24 protein-coding genes are annotated in these 21,951 nt (G+C 69.7%); 15 read left to right on the forward strand and 9 right to left on the reverse strand.

Annotation, left to right across the window (positions count from 1 at the left end):
• Position 1 precedes the first annotated feature (1 nt).
• Positions 2-715: a PadR family transcriptional regulator gene (locus NE236_RS22115; RefSeq protein ID WP_252843961.1), complete on the forward strand. Its 714-nt coding sequence runs from the start codon at positions 2-4 to the stop codon at positions 713-715.
• Between the two features lie 3 nt (positions 716-718).
• Here NE236_RS22115 and NE236_RS22120 read toward each other — a convergent pair whose 3' ends face one another.
• The 4 genes from NE236_RS22120 to NE236_RS22135 form a co-directional block, all read right to left on the reverse strand.
• Entirely contained in the window at positions 719-1,687 is a 969-nt protein-coding gene (locus NE236_RS22120) for a zinc-binding dehydrogenase (protein WP_252843962.1), read from the reverse strand.
• Positions 1,688-1,720: 33 nt separating this feature from the next.
• Positions 1,721-2,152: a type II toxin-antitoxin system VapC family toxin gene (locus NE236_RS22125; protein WP_252843963.1), complete on the reverse strand. Its 432-nt coding sequence runs from the start codon at positions 2,150-2,152 to the stop codon at positions 1,721-1,723.
• On the reverse strand, positions 2,136-2,405 hold the full coding sequence (locus NE236_RS22130; protein ID WP_252843964.1) for a type II toxin-antitoxin system VapB family antitoxin: 270 nt from the start codon (positions 2,403-2,405) through the stop codon (positions 2,136-2,138). The genes NE236_RS22125 and NE236_RS22130 overlap by 17 nt, the downstream gene beginning before the upstream one ends.
• A gap of 160 nt (positions 2,406-2,565) precedes the next feature.
• Positions 2,566-3,750 carry an NAD(P)-dependent malic enzyme gene (locus tag NE236_RS22135; protein ID WP_252843965.1) on the reverse strand — a complete coding sequence of 395 codons (1,185 nt, stop codon included), beginning with the start codon at positions 3,748-3,750 and terminating at the stop codon, positions 2,566-2,568.
• Positions 3,751-3,958: 208 nt separating this feature from the next.
• Here NE236_RS22135 and NE236_RS22140 point away from each other — a divergent pair, with 208 nt between their 5' ends.
• The 4 genes from NE236_RS22140 (at position 3,959) to NE236_RS22155 (ending at position 7,711) form a co-directional block, all read left to right on the forward strand.
• Positions 3,959-4,915, forward strand: a complete 957-nt coding sequence (locus NE236_RS22140; RefSeq protein WP_252843966.1) for an ABC transporter substrate-binding protein — start codon at positions 3,959-3,961, stop codon at positions 4,913-4,915.
• A gap of 162 nt (positions 4,916-5,077) precedes the next feature.
• The gene (locus tag NE236_RS22145; protein ID WP_252843967.1) at positions 5,078-5,977 is read left to right on the forward strand and encodes an ABC transporter substrate-binding protein; all 900 of its coding nucleotides are present in this window, start codon (positions 5,078-5,080) and stop codon (positions 5,975-5,977) included.
• On the forward strand, positions 5,970-6,932 hold the full coding sequence (locus NE236_RS22150) for an amino acid ABC transporter permease (RefSeq protein WP_252843968.1): 963 nt from the start codon (positions 5,970-5,972) through the stop codon (positions 6,930-6,932). Before NE236_RS22145 ends, NE236_RS22150 begins: the two co-directional genes overlap by 8 nt.
• Positions 6,929-7,711, forward strand: coding sequence for an amino acid ABC transporter ATP-binding protein (locus NE236_RS22155; RefSeq protein WP_289850705.1), 783 nt, complete (start codon positions 6,929-6,931; stop codon positions 7,709-7,711). The genes NE236_RS22150 and NE236_RS22155 overlap by 4 nt, the downstream gene beginning before the upstream one ends.
• 1 nt (position 7,712) lies before the next feature.
• On the opposite strand, the gene sodX is transcribed toward NE236_RS22155, so the two are convergent.
• Complete coding sequence (gene sodX / locus NE236_RS22160) at positions 7,713-8,060, reverse strand: nickel-type superoxide dismutase maturation protease (protein WP_308209137.1); 348 nt, start codon at positions 8,058-8,060, stop codon at positions 7,713-7,715.
• Between the two features lie 88 nt (positions 8,061-8,148).
• Here sodX and sodN point away from each other — a divergent pair, with 88 nt between their 5' ends.
• Complete coding sequence (gene sodN / locus NE236_RS22165; RefSeq protein WP_252843969.1) at positions 8,149-8,550, forward strand: superoxide dismutase, Ni; 402 nt, start codon at positions 8,149-8,151, stop codon at positions 8,548-8,550.
• A 106-nt stretch (positions 8,551-8,656) separates the two neighbouring features.
• On the opposite strand, the gene NE236_RS22170 is transcribed toward sodN, so the two are convergent.
• Positions 8,657-9,796 (reverse strand): cobalamin-independent methionine synthase II family protein, encoded by a 1,140-nt coding sequence (locus tag NE236_RS22170; RefSeq protein ID WP_252843970.1) that lies wholly within the window; start codon positions 9,794-9,796, stop codon positions 8,657-8,659.
• A gap of 305 nt (positions 9,797-10,101) precedes the next feature.
• Between NE236_RS22170 and NE236_RS22175 the strand changes: the two genes are divergently transcribed.
• Both NE236_RS22175 and NE236_RS22180 read left to right on the forward strand, forming a co-directional pair.
• The gene (locus NE236_RS22175) at positions 10,102-10,521 is read left to right on the forward strand and encodes an ATP-binding protein (protein ID WP_252843971.1); all 420 of its coding nucleotides are present in this window, start codon (positions 10,102-10,104) and stop codon (positions 10,519-10,521) included.
• A gap of 106 nt (positions 10,522-10,627) precedes the next feature.
• The gene (locus NE236_RS22180) at positions 10,628-11,386 is read left to right on the forward strand and encodes an RNA polymerase sigma factor SigF (RefSeq protein ID WP_252844012.1); all 759 of its coding nucleotides are present in this window, start codon (positions 10,628-10,630) and stop codon (positions 11,384-11,386) included.
• A gap of 121 nt (positions 11,387-11,507) precedes the next feature.
• Here NE236_RS22180 and NE236_RS22185 read toward each other — a convergent pair whose 3' ends face one another.
• On the reverse strand, positions 11,508-11,885 hold the full coding sequence (locus NE236_RS22185) for a hypothetical protein (RefSeq protein WP_252843972.1): 378 nt from the start codon (positions 11,883-11,885) through the stop codon (positions 11,508-11,510).
• An 85-nt stretch (positions 11,886-11,970) separates the two neighbouring features.
• Between NE236_RS22185 and NE236_RS22190 the strand changes: the two genes are divergently transcribed.
• Entirely contained in the window at positions 11,971-12,897 is a 927-nt protein-coding gene (locus NE236_RS22190) for a diacylglycerol/lipid kinase family protein (protein ID WP_252843973.1), read from the forward strand.
• A 257-nt stretch (positions 12,898-13,154) separates the two neighbouring features.
• Entirely contained in the window at positions 13,155-13,409 is a 255-nt protein-coding gene (locus NE236_RS22195; protein WP_252843974.1) for a WhiB family transcriptional regulator, read from the forward strand.
• Positions 13,410-13,585: 176 nt separating this feature from the next.
• Here NE236_RS22195 and NE236_RS22200 read toward each other — a convergent pair whose 3' ends face one another.
• Positions 13,586-15,097, reverse strand: coding sequence for a histidine kinase N-terminal domain-containing protein (locus tag NE236_RS22200; RefSeq protein ID WP_252843975.1), 1,512 nt, complete (start codon positions 15,095-15,097; stop codon positions 13,586-13,588).
• Between the two features lie 38 nt (positions 15,098-15,135).
• Here NE236_RS22200 and NE236_RS22205 point away from each other — a divergent pair, with 38 nt between their 5' ends.
• The 5 genes from NE236_RS22205 to NE236_RS22225 all read left to right on the forward strand — a co-directional run bounded on the left by NE236_RS22205 (position 15,136) and on the right by NE236_RS22225 (position 19,634).
• The gene (locus tag NE236_RS22205) at positions 15,136-16,302 is read left to right on the forward strand and encodes an 8-amino-7-oxononanoate synthase (RefSeq protein ID WP_252843976.1); all 1,167 of its coding nucleotides are present in this window, start codon (positions 15,136-15,138) and stop codon (positions 16,300-16,302) included.
• 15 nt (positions 16,303-16,317) lie between these two features.
• Complete coding sequence (locus NE236_RS22210) at positions 16,318-17,070, forward strand: GntR family transcriptional regulator (RefSeq protein WP_252843977.1); 753 nt, start codon at positions 16,318-16,320, stop codon at positions 17,068-17,070.
• A gap of 196 nt (positions 17,071-17,266) precedes the next feature.
• Positions 17,267-17,920, forward strand: a complete 654-nt coding sequence (locus NE236_RS22215) for a Uma2 family endonuclease (RefSeq protein ID WP_252843978.1) — start codon at positions 17,267-17,269, stop codon at positions 17,918-17,920.
• Positions 17,921-18,016: 96 nt separating this feature from the next.
• Complete coding sequence (gene bioD, locus NE236_RS22220; RefSeq protein ID WP_252843979.1) at positions 18,017-18,754, forward strand: dethiobiotin synthase; 738 nt, start codon at positions 18,017-18,019, stop codon at positions 18,752-18,754.
• Between the two features lie 121 nt (positions 18,755-18,875).
• Positions 18,876-19,634 (forward strand): hypothetical protein, encoded by a 759-nt coding sequence (locus NE236_RS22225; RefSeq protein ID WP_252843980.1) that lies wholly within the window; start codon positions 18,876-18,878, stop codon positions 19,632-19,634.
• An 81-nt stretch (positions 19,635-19,715) separates the two neighbouring features.
• Here NE236_RS22225 and NE236_RS22230 read toward each other — a convergent pair whose 3' ends face one another.
• A complete protein-coding gene (locus NE236_RS22230) occupies positions 19,716-21,836 on the reverse strand; it encodes a transglycosylase domain-containing protein (RefSeq protein WP_252843981.1) in 2,121 nt (706 codons plus the stop codon).
• Between the last annotated feature and the right edge of the window lie 115 nt (positions 21,837-21,951).

Below are 21,951 nucleotides of genomic sequence, written 5' to 3' on the forward strand. Positions count from 1 at the left end.
AATGAGCCCCGTGTTCGGTCATGGCCGGTTGCGGTTGTACCTGTTGAAGCTGCTCGAGGAGAGCCCGCGCCACGGCTATGAGGTCATCCGGCTGCTCCAGGACCGCTTCCTCGGCGTCTACTCACCCTCCCCCGGGACCATCTACCCGCGGCTGGCGAGGCTGGAAGAGGAGGGCCTGGTCACCCATGAGGTCGTCCAGGGCAAGAAGGTCTACCGCCTGACCGACGCGGGCCGCGCGGAGCTCGAGCGCCGGATGGACGAGCTCGCCGAGCTGGAAGAGGAGCTGACCGAATCCGTACGCGACATCGCCCGCGAGGTCCAGGAGGACGTACGCGACACGGTGCGGTCGCTACGCGAGGAGCTCACCCAGGCCGCCCGCGACATGCGCAGGCAGGGCGCGACCGGCACGGCGCAGAACCTGAAGGAGACGACGCGGCGGCAGAAGGCGCAGTGGAAAGAGCAGAAGCGGGTGCTGAAGGAGGAGTGGCGGCACACCTGGGACGACGCCTGGGCGACCGCCACCGGCACCAGTGAGGACGCGGCCCGAGTCAAGCTCGACCGGGCGCTGCGGAAGTTCGTCGATGAGATCCACACCGCGGCGCGGGACGGCGTCGACGAGGAGCAGGTGGCAGCGGTGCGCGAACTGCTCGCCGAGACGTCCGCGCGGCTTCGCTCGGAGATCCTGGGCCAGGGCGAGCCGCACACCGGCCGGTGACGGTCAGGTCGTGAAGACGATCTTCCCGAACACGTCGCCGTCGATGATCGCGGCGAAGCCCTCGCGGGCCTCCCGCAGCGGGAGGGCACGGTCGATCCGCGGGCGCACCCCGGTCTTGTCGAGGAAACGCGCCAGCCGTACGAGCTGATCCCGGGTGCCCATCGTGGAGCCGACCACCGACAGCTGGAGAAAGAACACGCGGTTCAGCTCGGCCGGCGGCACCTGCCCGCTGGTCGCGCCGGACACGACGATCCGGCCGCCGGGGCGCAGTGCCTTCAGCGAGTGCGACCAGGTCGCCTGGCCGACGGTCTCCATGACCGCGTCGACCCGCTCGGGCAGCCGCGCCCCGGACTCGAACACCTGGTCCGCGCCCAGCTCGAGGGCGCGCTTGCGCTTGTCGTCGGTGCGGCTGGTCGCCCAGACGCGGTAACCGGCGGCCGATCCGAGGGCGATCAGCGCGGTGGCGACGCCGCCGCCCGCTCCCTGAACCAGAATCGTCGATCCCGGCTGCAGCCCGGCCTTGTCGAAGAGCATCCGGTAGGCGGTCAGCCACGCGGTCGGCAGGCAGGCCGCCTCCTCGAACGACAGCGAGGCGGGCTTGGGCACCAGATTGCGGCGTGGCACCGCGACCTTCTCCGCGAACGTCCCGTCATAGGACTCCGACAGCAGGGACCGCTTCGGATCGAGCGTCTCGTCACCCCCGCCCCGCTCCGGATCGCCGATCACCGAGTGGACGATCACCTCGTTGCCGTCCTCGTCGATCCCGGCCGCGTCGCAACCGAGGATGATCGGCAGCCGCTCTTCCCGGATTCCGACGCCGCGGAGGGTCCAGACGTCATGGTGGTTGAGCGCGGTCGCCTTGACGGTGACGGTCGTCCAGCCCTCGGGAACGGTGGGGTCGGGACGCTCCCCGAGCTCCAGGCCGGTCAGCGGATTGTCGGCATCAATGCGTGCGGCGGTGACGGCGAACATGGTTGGCACTCTAACCCGCCGCTCAACGAGCGATCAGTTGAGGGGATGCCGCCATCTCAATCCAGGGAAGCGACTGAAGCCCTTATCGGCGGTGATGAACTCGCATCCGTGCTCGATGGCCAAGGCCGCGTGATAGGCGTCCGGAACGGTGTTCCCCCTGGCCCCCGACTTCTCGCACAGCTCGGTAAAGATCACCCAGTTTCGGGGACCTGGCACGAGAGGCACGCAGTTCGAGCGGTCCCGGACGGCTGATGCGGCGGCCAATGCCATCGGAAGCGGCGTCGGATCCTTGTAGACGCGGGGGTTGGTCACCACTCGGACGAATCCGCTGAGAGCGAGCTCCGATACTGCGAACGGCTCGGGACTGTCCATCATGGCGAACAGCCACGCACGGTATCGCTGATGCTCCGCCATGTCCGGCCGGTGAGCGTAGACGAGAACGTTGACGTCAACCAGCCGCATCATGCGCTCGCATCCGGTAGTACTCCTCTTCGTCTTCGTACATGAGAGCCTTGAGGACGCGAGGATCGTTCAGGTCGATGTCGGGACTCGCCGGCCCGCTTCCCCCGTAGACGGGGAAGTCCACCGGCTCTGGTTCGGGCGTTCGCGCACGCTGCAGCAATTGGCGCAGCGCGTCCTCGATTACCGAATTCAGGCTGCGATGGTGCTGTGCAGCGAACGCCTTGGCGTCCGCCAGTAGCTGATCGTCGATCCGCACCGTTGTCCTCCGCATGCCTTCAGTGTCGGCAGCGTGACATAAAAATGTCAATGATCACAAGCGGTATCGGGAAGGTTACACTGCGCTTCCCGGAGAAGCGCGAAAGCCTCGGCCCGCACTCGCTCATGCGAGTGCGGGCCGAGGGCAACGGCGTACGGGGTCAGAGGCGGGCGACGCCGTCCTTGCGGGCCTGGTCGGCGACCGCCCGGGTGACGGCGGGCGCGACGCGCTCGTCGAACGGGCTGGGGATCACGTAGTCCTCGGAAAGGTCGTCGCCGACCACGTCGGCCAGGGCGCCGGCCGCCGCGAGCTTCATCCCCTCGGTGATCGTGTGCGCGCGGACGTCGAGGGCTCCGCGGAACACCCCGGGGAACGCCAGCACGTTGTTGATCTGGTTGGGGAAGTCGCTCCGGCCTGTCGCGACCACGCGCGCGTGGCGCCGGGCGATCTCGGGGTGGATCTCCGGGTCCGGGTTGGACAGCGCGAACACGATGGCGTCGTCGGCCATCACGTCGAGGCTGTCCTCGCGGATGGTGCCGCCCGACAGGCCGATGAAGACGTCCGCGCCGTGGAGGGCGTCCTCGGTCGAGCCCTTCAGCCCGGTGCGGTTGGTGTCGCAGGCGAGCTTCTGCTTGATCGGGTTGAGCCCGTCGCGACCCTCGTGGATCAGACCCTTGCTGTCGGAGACGGCGATGTCGCCGATCCCGGCGTTCAGCAGGATGCGGGACACGGCCACCCCGGAGGCACCGGCCCCGGCCACGACCGCCCGCATCTGCGGCAGCGGCTTCCCGGTGAGGCGCGACGCGCTGCGCAACGCGGCCAGCGCGACGATCGCGGTGCCGTGCTGGTCGTCGTGGAACACCGGGATGTCGAGGGCCGCGCGCAGCCGGTCCTCGATCTCGAAGCACCGCGGCGCGCTGATGTCCTCCAGGTTGATCCCGCCGAAGCTGGGCGCGAGCCGGATGACGGTTTCGACGAGCTCGTCGGTGTCGGTGCAGTCGAGACAGATGGGCACGGAGTCCACACCTGCGAACTCCTTGAAGAGCAGTGCCTTGCCCTCCATCACCGGCATCGCGGCGGCCGGCCCGATGTCGCCGAGGCCGAGCACGGCGGTGCCGTCGGTGATGACGGCGACGACCTTCGACGTCCAGGTGTAGTCGTAGGCGAGCTCCGGGCTCTCGGCGATCGCGGTGCAGACGCGTGCCACGCCGGGGGTGTACGCGAGGGCGAGATCGTCGTTGTCGCGGACCGGGACGGTCGAGCGAACCTCGAGTTTGCCTCCCCGGTGCAACGCGAAGGCCGGATCGGCATCGTAATTGTGCGGCTGGACAGGCTCAACGGCCACAGCGACCCCTGCTACTAGTGAGAAATACGGGCAGACGACCGCTTTTGCCTCCGGGTCAATGGACAGCACGGCCGTCTCTCGATGTACGGGGGTCACCCGTCGATCAATAGTCCCACACATCGATGCGGGTCCCAGTCAGGGGGGTGGCACGTTCGGGTCACGGCAGCGCCCGTTATCCATTCGTGTCATTGTTGATCACGTTCGAGGCGTGAGTAGGCCAAGATGTCGTCTGACTCCCCCCGTTCGTCCCTTACCTCCCCCCCGAGGAGGAGCACTGCGTCCCCGCCCCCTCGCCCGCCGCCTGATCGCAACGGGCCTCACCGCGCTCACCGCGGCCTTCACGCTCTCGGCCTGCCAGGACTCCGATCCGGCCAGCGCGCTGGGCCGCGTCAAGAAGGCCGACAAGATCTTCATCGCGACCGACGCCCTGTACCCGCCCAACGAGTTCAAGCAGGGTGAGCAGATCGTGGGCTTCGACGTCGACCTGGGCACCGCCATCGCCAGGAAACTGGGCGTGAAGCCGGAGTTCCAGGACGTCAAATTCGAGTCGATCATGCCCGCCCTCAGCGAGGGCAAGTACGACCTCTCCCTCTCCTCCTTCACCGATACGAAAGAGCGGGAGAGCCGGCTGGATTTCGTCACGTACCTCTCAGCCGGCACGATGCTGCTGGTCCGTAAGGGCAACCCGAAACGCCTGCGCCCCGACGACCTGTCCCTGTGCGGCAAGCGGGTCGCCGTCGAGAAGGGCACGACACAGGAGGACGAACTCACCCCCGAGAGCGCGACGAAGCCGAACGCCGGATCACGCCGGGCCGCGTGCAAGAACGCCGGCCGGCCCGCTCCCATCGGCCTCTCGTTCGACGACCAGGCCGCCGCGAACGCGGCCCTGGCCAAGGGACGTGCCGACGGCGTGCTGGCCGACGCCCCTTCCGTCACCTACGGCGCGAAGCAGTCCGCCGGCCGCCTCGAAGTGTCCGGGCAGGCGTATGGCAACGCGCTCTACGGGATCGCGATCCCGAAGCACCATGACGACCTGCGGGGCGCGGTGTTCAAGGCGGTCAAGGAGCTGATGAACGACGGCGTCTACAAGCGCATCACCGAGAAGTGGGGGATCAGCGGCGGTGCCGTGACCGAGCCGAAGATCAACGCCGCGCAGCCGACCTGAGGCCCCCGCAGGCGGGCGTACGGCGCCGGATCGAAGATCAACGTCCGTTGCGGGATTGTTTCAAGGCAGTAATCGCACTTCGGACGGGGTTGCGCCAAGATGTCCTGCAACCACCGAGCAGTCAACCGGGGCGTTTCGCCCCGCAGTCTTGAGGAGGACGCCGTGCCCAGCGGTCTTCTGCGCCGTCGCGTCATCGGGACGGGTATCACAGTCCTGGCGGCCGCCCTCGCCATGTCCGCCTGTAACGCGAAGACAACGACGCGGGGGGACAAGAGCGCGCTCGATACGATCAAGAAGAACGGCAAGATCGTCATCGCGACGGACGCGTCATACGCCCCGAACGAGTTCAAACAGAACGGCCAGGTCGTCGGGTTCGACGTCGACCTCGGCACCGCGATCGCCAAGAAGCTCGGCGTCAAGGCGGAGTACCAGGACGTCAAGTTCGACAACATCCTGCCCGCGCTGCAGAGCAAGAAGTACGACATCGGCATGTCCTCCTTCACCGACAACAAGCAGCGGGAGGCGACCTTCGACTTCGTGACCTACTTCAACGCGGGCACCGGCCTGATGGTGAAGTCAGGAAACCCGGAGAAGCTCATGCCGGACGACCTGTCGCTGTGCGGCAAGAAGGTCGCCGTGGAGAAGGGCACGACCCAGGAGGACGAGCTCACGCCCAAGTCGGCGGCCAAGCCCGACGCCGGCGCCCGGCTCGACAAGTGCAAGACGGGCGGCAAGCCGGCCCCGGTCAAGGTCTCGCTGGACGACCAGAACGCCGCCAACCTGGCCCTGGGCAACGGTCGCGCCGACGCGGTCCTGGCCGACTCGCCGGTCGCGGCGTACGCGGCCAAGGAGTCCGGCGGCAAGTTCGTCATCGCCGGCAACGCGTACGACACGGCGCCGTACGGCATCGCGATCCCGAAGAACGAGAACGACCTGCGCGACGGGATTCTCAAGGCCGTGAAGGACCTGCTCTCGGACGGCACCTACAAGCAGCTGACGGAGAAGTGGGGCATCTCCGCGGGTGCCGTCACCGACCCGAAGGTCAACGGCGCGGGTGGCTGAGGCGAACGTGACGCAGATCGACACCACCGAACCGACACGGCCTGAGAGCATCAGGGCCGTGCCGGTCCGGCACCCCGGCCGGTGGGTGAGCGGCGCGGTCATCCTCGTGCTGACCGCGATGTTCGTCCACATGTTGTTCACCAACAAGCAGTTGGACTGGTCGACGTTCCGGCACTTCTTCTTCGACGGCGGCATCCTTAAGGGCCTCGTCGCCACCCTGGAACTGACGGTCATCGCGATGGCGATCGGCATCGTGGGCGGCATCGTCCTGGCGCTGATGCGGCTGTCCTCGAACCCGCTGATGTCGTCGGCGGCCTGGCTGTACATCTGGTTCTTCCGTGGCACGCCGGTGCTGGTCCAGCTCATCTTCTGGTTCAACATCAAGTCCCTGATGGGCGACGTCTCGCTCGGCGTCCCGTTCGGCCCGGTGTTCATCACCTGGGACGTCAACAGCCTGGTCACCACGTTCGTCGCGGCGATCCTGGGCCTCGGCCTGAACGAGGCCGCGTACATGTCGGAGATCGTCCGGGCGGGCATCCTGTCCGTGGACGAGGGCCAGACCGAGGCGTCGCAGGCACTGGGCATGCGACGGCTGCAGATCATGCGGCGCGTCGTGCTCCCCCAGGCGATGCGTGTGATCATCCCGCCCACCGGCAACGAGACGATCTCGATGCTGAAGACGACCTCGCTCGCCTCCACGGTGGCGTTCACCGAGCTGCTGAAGGCCGGCGAGGACATCTTCAACGCCAACTACAAGACGATCCCGCTGCTGATCGTGGTCAGCGTCTGGTACATCATCGTGACCTCGGTCCTCTCGGTCGGTCAGTACTACCTGGAGCGTCACTACGGCCGTGGCTCCTCACGCGCGCTGCCCCCGACCCCGCTGCAGCGCCTGCGGCGGAACCTGACGACGTTCCACGTCAAACCCCCGGCCGTACGGGAGGGGTCCGCATGACCGAGAACGCCCCCGCGAGCGACGTGATGGTCAAGGCCGAGGGCATCCACAAGCTCTTCGGCCGCCTCCACATCCTGCGCGGCATCGACCTGGAGGTCCGGAGCGGTCAGGTGATGTGCGTCATCGGCCCGTCCGGCTCCGGAAAGTCGACGTTCCTCCGGTGCATCAACCACCTGGAGAAGATCGACTCCGGGCGGCTCTGGGTGGACGGCCACCTCGTCGGGTACCGCCAGCGCGGCGACAAGCTGCACGAGATGCGGGAGAGCGAGGTGGCCGCACAGCGCCGGGACATCGGCATGGTGTTCCAGCGGTTCAACCTGTTCCCGCACATGACGGCCCTGCAGAACATCATGGAGGCGCCGATCCGGGTCAAGGGCGAGTCCCGCCAGGTCGTACGGGAGCGGGCGCTGAAGCTCCTCGACCGGGTGGGCCTGTCCGAGAAGGTGGACAGCTACCCGTCCCAGCTGTCCGGCGGGCAGCAGCAGCGCGTGGCGATCGCACGGGCGCTGGCGATGGAGCCGAAGCTCATGCTCTTCGACGAGCCGACCAGCGCGCTCGACCCCGAGCTGGTCGGCGACGTCCTCGACGTCATGCGGCAGCTCGCCGTGGACGGCATGACCATGGTCGTGGTGACGCACGAGATGGGCTTCGCCCGCGAGGTGGGCGACTCGCTGGTCTTCATGGACGAGGGCGTCGTCGTCGAGGAGGGCGACCCCCGCGAGGTGCTCACCGACCCGCAGCACCGACGCACGCAGGACTTCTTGTCCAAGGTGCTCTGAGTCAGGAACCGTCCCGCATCCGCGCGCTCCGGCCCCGCCGGGGCGCGCGGAGTCGTACGGAGGGCCGCGGCCAGTAGCGCGCGACCACGCGTCCGAGGATCAGGTCGTCGGGCACGGCCCCGAAGTCCCAGCTGTCCTGCCGGCCGGAGGCCCGCTGGTTGTCGCTCTCCAGCCACCACCCGTCGCGGTCGCGCCAGGCCACTCGCTTGACGATCAGCCGGCCCTCCCGCGGATGACGTGCCACGACGACGTGGCCGGGAGCGAGTCGGGCGCCACGTCGGACGAGCAGCCAGTCGCCGGGCCGCAGCACCGGCAGCATCGACTCGCCCGTCACCTCGACCGTCTGCACGTGGCATACCTCTCTGAGCGCGGGAAGGGTACCAGGGGTAGTGTCTGATACCGGAGCATGATCCGAAACAAACGGAAGGGACACGCAGGTGCTTGCACGACTTCTGCGCCCCAAGACCACGGTGTCGGCCCACTGTGACCTGCCCTGTGGCGTATACGACCCGGCACAGGCCCGGATCGAGGCCGAGTCGATCAAGGCCATCGTCGAGAAGTACGAGGCCAACGACGACCCGATCTTCCGCGCGCGGGCCCTGATCATCAAGGAGCAGCGCTCCGAGTTGGTCAAGCACCACCTGTGGGTGCTGTGGACCGACTACTTCAAGCCGCCGCACTTCGAGAAGTACCCGCAGCTGCACCAGCTGTTCAACGAGGCGACCAAGCTCGCGGGTGCCGCGGGCACCAAGGGCACCCTCGACAAGGCCAAGGCGGAGGAGCTTCTGGCCAAGATCGACGAGATCGCCAAGATCTTCTGGGAGACCAAGAACGCCTGACCTTGGTCTGTCGGGTCTTCAGCGCCAGACCGTGGCGGGCCGGCCGTCCCTCTCGATGGGGCCGACCGGCCCGCCATGCGCCTTTCTAGCCCCTAGCCCCTAGCCCCTAGCCCCAGACCCGCTGCGCGACGGACACCACGAGGTCCAGCTTGCGCCGCTGGTCGTCCCACGTCAGCGGGTTGCCCTGCACCTCTGACGCGAAGCCGCACTGCGGGCTGATCGCCAGATCCTCGAGCGGCCGCAGGCGCGAGGCCTCGTCCACCCGCCGCGCGAGGGCATCGGCGTCCTCCAACGCGCCCGTCTTGGTGGTCACCAGGCCCAGGACCACGGTGGTGCCGGCGGGGACATGCCTGATCGGATCCAGGCTCCCGGCGCGTTCGGTGTCGTACTCCAGCAGCCAGTGGTCGACGGGAATCCGGCCGAACACGTCTTCGGCGATGCCGTCATAGGTCCCCTCGTTGAACCACTGGCCCCGGTAGTTGCCCCGGCAGATGTGCATGCCCACGATGACGTCGGCGTCCCGCAGGCCGCCGACGATCGCGCGGTCCGCCTCGACGCAGCGCTCCAGCAGTTCCCGTGAGTCCAGGCCCTCCGCCTCGAAGACGGCGATCAGCTTGTCGTTCACGAAGCTGGTGAAGCAGGGCGCGTCGATCTGGACGTGCCGGACGCCGTCCCGCGCCAGCGCCTCCGTCTCCGCGCGTATGACCGCGGCGAGGTCGTCGATGATGTCCGCCCGGGTGGGATACACGGCGTCACTCACGCCGCTCTGCCAGTTGGCGACGACGAAGTTGGTGACCTCGGGAATCGCCACCTTCCACGGACCGGGCGCGTGGTCGGCGAGAAAGGCCGCCTCCCGGTCGGTGAACCGATTCCGGTGCCTCAGCCTCCCGCCGATGAGGTTGAGGATGCTGTCGTCCTGGTTCTGCTCGTCCCCGTCGGCGTTCCAGTCCAGCGTGGGCGCCTGGCCGACGAAGCCGTCCGTGGCCGCCGTGAGGTGGCTCATGAAGTCGTTCCGGCGGTACTCGCCGTCGGTGTGGACGCCGATGCCGCTGTCCCGCTGCAGGGCCAGCGCGTCGAGGATCGCCTGATCCTCGACCTGCCGCAGTTCCTCGCCATCGATCTCCCCGGCCGCATGGCGTTTCCGGGCCTGGAGGAGGTACGGGGGGCGTAGCAGACTGCCCACGTGGAGGGCTTTGCCGGAGAAGTCCATCCGCATATACCTCTCTGCCGGTTCGATGCTGATCATCGTTGCTCGGCGAACAATTTACGGTCCTTTGACGCTGACCGAAACGGTCCGCGGCGAGCGATTACGGCCTGCCTGATTCGCGGCGGGGCCGGCGTGACGGCCACCGACGGGCGGCCTCCGGGCCGCCGGAGACGGGCGACCTGCGCTGCCACGCGCATCCCCCGTGCCCACGGCCATTCCGATTTGCGCGGACACGTCGTCTGGCCTCTACGATCATCCTTCGACGGCCGAGCGCGCCGGATGCGCGCGCGGGTGCGTTGACGCGGTAGTTTCGACAGCAGCGGGTACCCCAACGAGGGAGTGACGTGACCGAGGAAACCGCGGCCATGCCGGCGAGTGTGTCCGACATGCGCGACGTCGTGACCGTGCGGCTGCCGGCCGACAGCGCCTACCTTTCCGTGCTCCGCACGGCCACGGCCGGGCTGGCGGCACGCCTCGACTTCAACCTCGACGAGATCGAGGATCTGCGGATCGCGATCGACGAGGCGTGCGCGATGCTCCTGGCCCAGGCGGTGCCGGGCACGGACCTGACGTGCCAGTTCGAGCTGAACGACGACGCGATGAGCATCTCGGTGTCGGTCCTGACCGTCGACGGTCTGGAGCCGAGCCGCGACACCTTCGCCTGGACGGTCCTCAGTTCGCTCGCCGGTGACGTCGACGCCAAGGTCGGGGTCGACGACCGGGTGACCATCGTGATGAACAAGCGGCGCGGGAAGACGTCGTGAACGCCGCGACCCCTACGGCACTCGACCACCGCCCAGGCGGCTCCGGGCCGCTGAACGAGGTGGACGCGTGACCGAGAAGACCACGGTGGCCGGCAACGAGCACGGAGTGCCCGACCGCGCTCGAGCGCGTCGGCTGTTCGAGCGACTCACCACCCTGCCCGAAGGCGACCCGGAGCGCCAGCGCATCCGCGACGAGTTGGTGGAGCTGCACCTGCCGCTCGTCGAGTACCTCGCCCGCCGGTTCCGCAACCGCGGCGAGTGGCTCGACGACCTGGTGCAGGTCGCGACGATCGGGCTGATCAAGTCGATCGACCGGTTCGACCTGGAGCGTGGCGTGGAGTTCTCCACCTACGCGACGCCGACGATCGTCGGTGAGATCAAGCGGCACTTCCGCGACAAGGGCTGGGCGGTCCGCGTGCCGCGCCGGCTCCAGGAGCTGAAACTCTCGCTGACCAAGGCGATCAGCGACCTCGCCCAGCGCGAGGGCCGGGCGCCCACCGTCAGTGAGCTGGCCCAACACCTGCAGATGAGCGAGGAGGAGGTGCTCGAGGGTCTGGAGTCGGCCAACGCCTACTCCACCGTCTCTCTCGACGCGCCCGACTCCGGCGACGAGGACGCTCCGGCGGTCGCCGACTCCCTGGGCATCATCGACGAAGCCCTCGAAGGGGTCGAGTACCGCGAGTCGCTCAAGCCGCTGCTGGAGAAACTGCCGGCCCGGGAGAAGCGCATCCTGCTGCTGCGGTTCTTCGGGAACATGACGCAGTCGCAGATCGCGGCCGAGCTCGGCATCTCCCAGATGCACGTGTCCCGGCTCCTGGCCCGCACCCTCGCCCAGCTCCGCGACGGCCTCACCGCCGACGACTGAGCGGGCGCCATCGAGCACCGAGCCCCGTGCTCCGCTCCCGCGTGAGCGGAGCGGGCGCCATCGGACATGAACACGCGCCCCGCCGGGCACCTTCCGGCGGGGCGCGTCGTCGCTCACCGGGTTATTCGTCGATGAGCGCGCGGGTCGTCGGCGGGCTGAGCAGGGCGGCGGCGCCGACGACCGCCACCACGACGAGGACGACGCCGAGGGCCTGGCGGTGGCTCTGGAACATCGACACGGCGATGATCAGGGTGAAGATCTGCGTGAGGAGGGCCGGGGCGCGTCCCCAGCGGCGTACCTGCCACAGCCCCCAGCCGACCGCGATGATGCCGGCGCCGCCGAGGACGGCCATGAAGGCGAGGGCGACGGCGCTCGCGAGGTCGTGGGGGCGGCCGATGACCGCCTCGATACCGACGTACAGGCCGACGGCGAGCACGGCGACCCCTTCCAGGGCCTCGACGACGGCGGCGGCGCTCAGAGTGGCGGGACGTGTGGACACATCCAGGAACACTAGTAGGGCGCGCCCGCCCGTGATGCCCAGCCCGCGCCTTCCGGTGATCTGGGGGTGAACTACCCTTTTGCACGTGCGCGCACTCTTGATCGCCAATCCCAAGGCGACCACCACGTCACGGCGAGCCCGGGACGTGCTGATGCGCGCGTTCGCCGGTGAGGTACGTCTGGAACACGCCGAGACCCAGCGGCGCGGGCACGCGACGGAGCTGGCCGAGCAGGCGGTCGCCGAGGGCTACGACGTGATCATCGCGCTGGGCGGCGACGGCACCGTGAACGAGGCCGTCAACGGGCTGCTCGCCCAGGGCCCGTCGGAGGACCTGCCGGCGCTCGCGGTCGTCCCCGCGGGCAGCGCGAACGTCTTCGCCCGCTCCCTCGGACTGCCCAACAACGCCCTCGACGCGGCCGGCCAGGTCCTGGAGGCGCTCCGCGCCGGTCACCACCGGACGGTGGGCCTGGGCATGGCCGGGACCCGTTACTTCACCTTCTGCGCCGGGATGGGGCTGGACGCGGAGGTCGTCCACTCCGTCGAGCGGCTGCGGGCCGCCGGGTCGCGCGCCTACTCCACGCTGTACATCAGCGCGGCGCTGCGCCAGTTCTTCGTGCTCACGGACCGCCGCCGTCCGGCGCTCACGCTGGAGGTGCCGGGGAAGCCGCCGCTCGGCCACATCTTCATGAGCATCATCTCGAACACCTCGCCGTGGACGTACGCGGGGCCGTGGCCGGTCGACCCGAGCCCGCGGGCCGGGTTCGCGACCGGCCTGGACCTGTTCGGGTTGCGACGGCTCGACCTGATGTCCACTTTGGGCGTGCTGTCGCAGATCCTGCCGCCGTTCCAGCGACAGCCGCGCGGGAGTCAGGTCCTCGGTCTGCACGATCTGCCGGAGTTCACGCTGCGGTCGCACCGTCCGATCGCCTTCCAGGTCGACGGGGACTACCTCGGCCAACGCGAGGCGGTGACCTTCCGCTCCGTCCCCAAGGCGGTCCGCGTCGTGATCTGAGTCACGTAGTGACGTTCATGTTTCGGTCATGTGACACACACGACAGCCATACTTTGAGAAAACTTTCTCAAAGCTCTTGCGCCCCCTCTGGCGCCCTGGGAATCTCTAAGTGGCGCGCGGCATCGGGTATCGCCCCTGGTCGAGACCGCCATGAACACTTCCCGGACCTCAACCCATGGTCCTCGGACTGTTCGCGACATCGTGAAACCATTCACAAGTGGAGTCGACACTTCACGCGCTACGAAGGAGTGGACCGCATGGACTGGCGCCACCGCGCTGCCTGCCGTGACGTGGACCCCGAGCTGTTCTTCCCGATCGGGAACACCGGCCCCGCGCTGGTTCAGATCGAGGAGGCCAAGCAGGTGTGCCGCCGTTGCCCGGTGACCGACGCCTGCCTGAGGTGGGCCCTGGCCTCTGGCCAGGACGCCGGAGTCTGGGGTGCCATGAGTGAAGACGAGCGACGCGCCCTGAAGCGCCGGAACGCCCGCGCCCGCGCTCGCGCCCACGCCTGAACCGACATCGCCGCATCGTGGCTCGCAGGTTCGGCCCACGACTGTAGACGGCACCGATGCCCGTGGCCCAAGGCCACGGGCATCGGTCTTTTCCGGGCCCTCGATCACGGTCCGCTGAGCACGGACTCCGGGTGATCATGCTGAGGATCGCCGCTGCTCGACGGCGGGCGAGCCGATCAGCCCGGCGGTGAGGTGCGCGGTCCCTGGTCCAGCGGGATGTCCAGGACCACCTCCGTGCCCCCGCCGGAGCGCGGTCGCAGGTCGATGACCCCGCCCAGCTCCCCCACGATCAGCGTACGGACGATCTGCAGGCCGAGGCTCGCGGTCGAATCCGCGTCGAAGTCGGCCGGGAGCCCGGTCCCGTCGTCGGCGACGAGCACGTTGAGCCGCTTCTCGCCCCGCGTCACGACCACGTCGAGCGATCCGGACCGGTTCGCCAGCCCGTGCTCGAGGGCGTTCTGGAGCAGCTCGGCGAGAACCATGGCGAGCGGTGTGGCGATCATCGAGGGAAGCACGCCGAAGCCGCCGATCCGCGTCGGGCGCACCCGGGTCTCCGGGGCCGACACCTCCCCGGCCATGGCCATCACCCGATCCGCGATGTCGTCGAAGTCGACCAGCTCGTCGGGCGTGTGCGACAGCGTCTCATGGACGATCGCGATCGAGCCGACCCGGCGTACCGCCTCCTCCAGCGCCTCCCGCCCTTCCGGCACCCGCAGCCGCCGGGCCTGCAGGCGCAGCAGCGCCGCGACGGTCTGCAGGTTGTTCTTCACCCGGTGGTGGATCTCCCGGATCGTCGCGTCCTTGCTCATCAGCGCCCGGTCGCGCCAGCGAAGCTCGGTGACGTCCCGCAGCAGCACCAGTGCGCCCGTGCGGCCGCCGTCGACGATCAGCGGGATGGCCCGCAGCTGGACGATCGCGCCGTTCGCCTCGACCTCGGTCTCGCGGGGCGCGCGGCCTCCGGCGACCACCGCCAGCGAGTCGTCCACCGGGGTGCTCATGAGCCGGGCGGTGGTGTCGCCCAGAAGCGTGCCCTCCAGGTCGGTGGCCAGCCCCATCCGGCGGTACGCCGACTGGGCGTTGGGGCTGGCGTACAGCACACGCCCGTCCTCGTCGACGCGGATCAGGCCGTCGCCGACACGCGGGGACCGGGCGAGATTCGGCTCCTCTCCCCGGAACGGGAAGCGCCCCTCATTGATCATCTTCGCGAGGTCGCTGGCGCTCTGCAGATACGTCAGCTCCAGATGGCTCGGCGTGCGCGCCGAACTGAGGTTCGTGCTGCGCTGGATGACGCCGAGGATCCGGTCGCCCCGGCGTACGGGGATCGCCTCCTCACGGACCGGGATGCCGCTCCCCCATTCGGGATCGCCCTCCCGGCAGATGCGCTGCTCCGTCCAGGCCACGTCGATGAGGCCACGCCCTCCGGGTTCGACGACCCGGCCGACGAGGTCGTCGGTGTACGCGGTCGGACCGGTCGTGGGCCGGATCTGGGCCACGGCCACCCAGCCTTCCAGGGGGGCCGGGCCCTCGCTCCTGTGCGGGCGGCGCCTGGTCAGCGGCACCCACAGCACCAGGTCCGCGAAGGACAGATCGGCGAGCAGTTGCCAGTCCGACACGAGGGCGTGGATCCATTCGGTGTCCGCCGGGTCAAGATCGGTGTGCTGCCGGGTGAGATCGGTCAACGTGGGCACCTCTGCATAATCGCAGGCGGGGCTGGAATGATTTCCAGGTGGACCCTCTTCAGCGGCTGACGGCCGCGACGGGCGAGCGCACCGCCGCCGGCCTGCACCGTACACTCCATCCCCGGCCGCCCGGCCCCTGGCTCCTCGACCTCGCCTCCAACGACTACCTGGGCCTGTCCGGCGACGCGCGGCTGGCCGAAGGGGCGATCGAGGCCGTGCGCACGTGGGGCGTGGGCTCGACCGGGTCCCGGCTGGTCACCGGGACGACGGAGCTGCACACCGAGCTGGAGCGCCGCCTCGCGGAGTTCACCGGCATGCCGTCCGCCCTGGTCTTCTCCTCGGGCTACCTCGCCAACCTCGGGGCCCTCACCGCGCTGCGCCCCCGGCTGATCGTGTCCGACCAGGGGAACCACGCTTCGCTCATCGACGGCTGCCGTCTCGCCCGGTCGGCGGTCACCGTCACTCCCCACGCGGACGTCGCGGCCGTGGACGCCGCCCTGGCGGGCACGGAGGACGCGATCGTGGTCACCGACGCGGTGTTCTCCGTAGACGGCGACCTGGCCCCGCTGCGCGAACTCCACCAGGTCGTCCGGCGGCACGGCGCGATCCTGGTGATCGACGAGGCGCACGCGCTCGGCGTCGTCGGACCGGGCGGCCGCGGCGCCGCGTACGCCGCCGGGCTCGCCGGACAGCCCGACGTCGTCCTCACCGTCACCCTCTCCAAGTCGCTCGGCGCGCAGGGCGGCGCGGTCCTCGGCGCGCCCGAGGTCATCGAAACCCTCGTGGACACCGCCCGTTCCTTCGTCTTCGACACGGGGCTGGCACCGGCGTGCGCGGGCGCGGCCCTGACGGCGCTCGACGTGCTGGCGGCAGAGCCGGACCTGCCCGAACGCGCCCGACGGTGCGCCCTCCGGCTGGCCGGCATCGCCCGCGACCTCGGTCTCGCGACGACGACGCCCGCCGCGGCCGTCGTCCCGGTGATCATCGGGGACCCGCATGACGCCGTACGCGCGGCGGACCTGTGCGCGGACCAAGGGGTCCGGGTCGGCTGCTTCCGGCCCCCGTCGGTGCCGCCGGGACGCGCCTGCCTGCGGCTCACCGCCCGCGCCGACCTGGGCGAGTCGGATCTCACAGTCGTCGGCAAGGCGCTGGCTAATGTCAAAGAACAGACCAGACCGTACCCTGCTCCTAACGCCGGAGCGGCGCGGCGATGAACGTTGGGAGAGCGCGTGGCGGCTGAGCAGGCCCCTGAACTCGGGATCGAGCCCCGGGTCCCGAAGTACTACCGGCTGAAGAAACGCCTCATCGAGCTCACCGAGGCTCTGACGCCCGGTAGCCCCCTGCCGCCCGAACGCACGCTCGCCGAGAAGTACGGCACCTCCCGCACGACCGTCCGGCAGGCCCTGGCCGAGCTGGTGATCGAAGGACGCCTGCAGCGCATCCAGGGCAAGGGCACGTTCGTCGCCAAACCGAAGGTCGCGCAGGAGCTGCAGCTGGTCAGCTACACCGAGGACATGCGGCACCACGGCCTCAGCCCCGAGACCCGCATCCTCGACATCGACTACGTCACCGCCGACGAGCGCGTCGCCGGCCTGCTCGGCATCCGCCCCGGCGGCCGTGCCCTGCGCATCCACCGGCTCCGGCTCGCCGACGGCGAGCCGATGTCCATCGACACGTCGCTGCTGCCCGCCCGCCGCTTCCCCGGCCTCCGCAAGGAGCTGCCGCGTCACGGCTCGCTGTACGAGACGCTGGCCACCGCGTACGACGTGCACCTCGCCGAGGCCGAGGAGACGATCGAGACGGTGCTCGCCACCCCCGATGACGCCCAGCTCCTGGGCGTCGACGTCGGCCTGCCCCTCCTCCTGCTGTCCCGGCACGCCTTCGACCTCGACGGCCATCCCGTCGAGTGGGCCCAGTCCTTCTACCGCGGCGACCGCTACAAGTTCATCACCCGCCTCCGCCGCCGCGACCAGACGCCCTAATCATCGAGGTGGCGGCACAGAAGCGGCATGCCAGCGGTTCTCTCGTCGATTCGCGTACATACTAGTAGGTACAGAGCACACGCCGACCACCTTTAGCGCCGACAAAGCGCATCGGGGAATGTACGGTTCTGGGTACGGACAGTTAGCAGGTTCCCTACGATGACCGGAGCTGATCGTGAGGGAGGAGTCACACAACGTGAGTGCGGTGGCCCATTACTACACGCTCCCGGACACCCCGTACGACCTGTGGGTGCGTGGCGAACTGGCCGGCTTCCTCCGCCTCCCTGACGACGGCACGAGAGTCGAGGTCATCGGAGGGGAAATCGTCGTGTCGCCCGGGCCGACGTTGGCGCACAACCTGATCGTCAGCGATATCAATGACCGTTTCGCGGAGGCTCGCGCTACCGTGCCCGGATTCTCCTGGCGATGCGTCCAGACGACGGATCTGAATCTCGTGCGGCTCGGCGACGGATATGTCCCCGATCTTCTCGTCATCGATGTCGACGTCGCGCGGGAAGCGCGGCAAACGGCCGCCCGGTATCTCCTGCCTCCTCAGGTCGATCTCGCGGTCGAGGTCACCTCCCCGTCGAACGCCGCCAACGACAGGGAGCCAGGTCAGCTACGCCTGACGTCCACGAAATGGGGCGGCTATGCCGCCACCGGAATCCCCTTTTACCTGCTCGTCGACCGCGATCCCCGGCTGCCACGAACGACGCTGTACGCCCATCCGAACGTGCACGCGGGGACCTACGAGACGCTGACGACCTGGAAGTTCGGGGAGACGATCCACCTTCCGGAGCCGTTCGGGCTCGACATCACGACCGACGACTGGGAGCCCTGTGACCGATGAAGCGGCGGTCCCTCGACGCCGCGGATCTTCTTTCACCTCCGCGGAGCCCGTGGTGTCGGCCGGGTTCCGGGGTGGTGACTGATTAGAGTCACCGGGGTGAGCGTGCTCGTGGTCACCGGGACGGACACCGGGGTGGGCAAGACGGTCGTCACGGCCGCGGTCGCGGCGCTGGCGCGGGCGCGAGGGGCGTCGGTCGCGGTGGTCAAGCCCGCGCAGACCGGGGCGCGGCCCGACCAGGCCGGGGACCTCGACGAGGTACGGCGGCTCGCGGGCGTCACCGACCTTCACGAGTTCGCCCGCTACACCGACGCGCTGTCCCCGGCCGCGGCCGCCCGGCGGGCCGAACTACCACCGCCCGATCTGGCCGCCGCCGCGGAGCGCGTCCACGCGCTCGACCGCGATCTCGTGATCGTGGAAGGCGCCGGCGGGCTGCTGGTCCGGTACGACGACGACGGTGCCACCCTGGCCGACCTGGCGCGCTCCCTGCGGGCGGCCGTGCTGGTCGCGGTACGCCCGGGGCTCGGCACGCTGAACCACACGGCGCTCACGCTGGAGGCCATGGCCAACCACGGTCTGGAGCCGGCCGGCGTCGTCATCGGCGCCTGGCCGCGCCGTCCGGGCCTGGACGATCTGTGCAACGTCCGGGACCTCGAAACGATCGCCGCCCGCCCGCTGTCCGGCGCGCTGCCGCAGGACGCGGGACGGCTCGACGGTCCGGAGTTCCTGCTCGCCGCCCGTGACGGCCTCGCCCCGCATCTCGGCGGGGTGTTCGACGCGGCGGCGTTCCGCGAGGACTGCGCCGCTCGTGCCCGCCGCTGGGATCTCATCCCGTGACCGGCCCCCGCCCCGGAATCAGAACCGCTCCCCCGGACCTGTCAGGGAACCGCACGGCCTCGGGACACGTCTGAGTTCCGGGGACGCGCCACGCATTCGAGGAGCGATCACCATGAAGGCCATGGTCGTAGTTGCATGCGCCGGAACCGCACTGCTGACGGCGGCGTGTTCAGGACGTTCGGAGGCCAAGCTCGATCCCTCCCCGACGGGTTCGCCGGCTCCGTCCTCGTCACCGGTGACGTCGGACACGGGGCTGGTGCTGCGCACGCGCACCAGCGGCGGCATCGCCGGCCTGGGCGGTCCGGGGAGTCTCCCGGACTTTTCGCTGTACGGCGACGGGCGCGCCATCGCGGGGTCCGGCGCGCTGACCGAATACCGGCTGACGCCGAAGGCGCTGCGGAGGCTGACGTCGGAGGCCATGGCGGCCGGGCTCGCCACGCCGCGCACCGTGGTCGACCCGCAGATGGCCGACGCGATGTACACGGTCATCACCTTCGTGGCCGGGGGCCGCCCGCGCACGACCAGACTCGTCCAGCCGACCCGGGACGCCCAGGTCGCGGCGTTCCTCTCCCGGCTGGAGCCGGCGAAGTGGCCGTCCACCGACCTGGCCGCCGGCCCGCGGCCGTACCGGCCTTCCGCGGTCGCGGCGCTGGCGGTTCCGGGATCCGCGGCGGGGGGCAGGAGATGGCCGTTCGCGCCGCTGGGCTCGGGCCCGCAGGTCGGTACGCGCACCTGCACCCTCCTCACCGGCGCGGACGCCCGCCGGGCCGAACGACTCACCTCCGGCCGGTGGAGCGACTGGACGGACCACGGCAGGTCCTACCGAGTGACACTGCGGCCGCTTCTTCCCGACGAGGCCGACTGCTCCGCACTCGCCTGACGGCTCCCCCGATCACTGCCGACGCGAAAGGCCCCCGAGCGACCGGACGACCCGGTGAACACGGCGCTCGCCGGGTAGCGGTCAGGGACTCGCTCCGGCTCCTTTGCCGGTCATCGGTGACGTACTCTTCTGGCCGGCCTTCTGGTGCTTGCGGAGCTCTGATGGATCGACGGGCGGCTTGACCACCTTCGAGCGGGTCGCCCTGGGGGCCGGTACGGGCGCCGACATCCTCGGCGACGGGCCGGCCGGCGCGGGCGCCGGGGTCGGCGTCGCGAACTGCCGGGCGGTCCCGACCCACGCGGGAGGAGAGAAGTCCTGCAGAGCCAGGCCTGCGACCGCTGTCATCATGAGCTTGCTCCAGATCGCGGCGGGCTTGTCCGTCGTCTCCCGCAGGGGCGCGTCGCCTCGGTTGATGAGCGGCTTGTTGCTGGCACGGTAGGTGACGACGGCGGTGGCCACGCTCGGGGTGTAGCCGCAGTACCAGGCGGCGGCATTGTGGTCCGTCGTACCGCGCTGGCCGGCCATCGGACGGTCGAGCAGCGGCGCACGCCGGGGTCCGCCGCTCTTGCCGCCCGCCAGCGCCTCGGCTTTGGCGTCGGCCATCGCCCCCATGCCGAGGGCGAAGGTGACGTCCGCCGCCGCCCCTGACGAGAAGGCCCGACGGACGCTGGGTCGCACGGTGAGCAGCGTCTTTCCGGAAGAGTCCTTGACCTGGGCGACGATGTGCGGCGCGGCGTACCGGCCATCGACCAGCGCCGCGTACGCCGCTGCCTCATCGACGGCGTGGACCCGCGGGGACGGCGGTGTCGCGGGAGACCCGGGGTCCTGAATCCGTGGAGACGGCGCCGTCGTGGGGAGCCCGGCGCGGCCCGCCTCGGACGCCCCGGTCTTCGCGGCGAGCCGGGCGAACGCCGTGTTGTACGAGCGGGCCGTCGCACCCAGCAGGCTGGTCACGCCGGCGTTCTCGTCATCGTCGTTGAGGACGTCCTTCATCGGTGACGCGTCGATCATGCTGCGCAGCCCGATGCCCTTGTCCAGCGCGGTGGCCAGCACGAACGGAGCGAACGACGACCCGGACGGCAGCTCCGCCAGGAAGGCGTTGTCGTACTGGTGCTTGAGGTAGTCGCGTCCGCCGTACGCCGCGAGGATCTCTCCGGTGCCAGGACGCACCGACACCAGCCCGGCCTCCAGGTCCTTGTCCCGGCCGACGGCCTTGGCGACCGCGCGCGGCGCCTCGGCCTGCATCGCGGGGTCGAGCGTGGTGGTCACCCGCAGGCCACGCCGGTAGATCGCGTCGTCGCTGAAACCCCGGGCGTGCAGCTCACTGGTGATCCGCTCGATCAGGTAGCCGCGCTGCCCGCCGTACAGCGGGTCGGTGTGGGCGGGAGCGACGTTCGGGAACGCCGGCCGTGGTCCCTTCGGCAGTACGCCCGTGCTCATCATCCCGTCGATGACGTACCGCCAGCGCGCCTGTGTCTGTGCGGTGTGCCCGAGCGCGGGATCGAGGTACGACGGCGCCTGGATCATCCCTGCCAGCAGCGCGCTCTCGGCCGGAGTGAGCGTTCCGACGTCCTTGCGGAAGTACGCCTGCGCGGCCGCCTGCACCCCGTACGCGCCGCGGCCGAAGTAGACGGTGTTGAGGTACTGCTCGAGGATCCAGTCCTTGGAGCGCGCCCGGTTCAGCTTCACCGCGATGAACAGCTCTCTGACCTTGCGGGAGAGCGTCTGGCGGGGGCTCAGGTAGGCGACCTTGACGTACTGCTGGGCGATGCCGGAGCCGCCCTGGCGCGGCCCGCCGGACACGGCGGACCACACCGCCCGGGTCAGGCCGACGGGCGACACGACGGGCTCGTGGTAGAAGCCGCGGTCCTCGGCGGCGAGCACGGCGCCGCGCAGGTGCGCCGGCACCGCGCGCAACGGCACGGCGACGCGGTTGAGCCGCCCGACCTGGGCGAGCGGCGTGCCGTCCCGGTAGGAGAGGATGCTGGCCTCCGCCCGCGCGGCGGCGCTGACCGGCGGCACCTTGACCTGGCTGTACAGCACTCCGACGCCGACCCCGAGGAGCAGGACGAGGCCGCCGAGGACGTACCCCGTCCGCCGGACCAGGCGCCACCTGCGGCCCCTGCGCGGAATGAGGGTGCGGAGCCCCAGTACCGCATACCGGACCCACCGGTTCCGCTCACGTCTGCGCCTTCCCGTCATGTCTGACAACCCTGACCGCGAAAGATCATCAAGCTGTCGGGGTCGGGTCACGCTTCCCGGAAAATGTCTTGATTCCGTGACAGGACCCCGCCGCCAGGCCGGCCACTCGATAATG

The sequence above is a fragment of the Actinoallomurus purpureus genome, from assembly GCF_024055795.1.
GTDB classification, from domain to species: Bacteria; Actinomycetota; Actinomycetes; order Streptosporangiales; family Streptosporangiaceae; genus Actinoallomurus; species Actinoallomurus purpureus.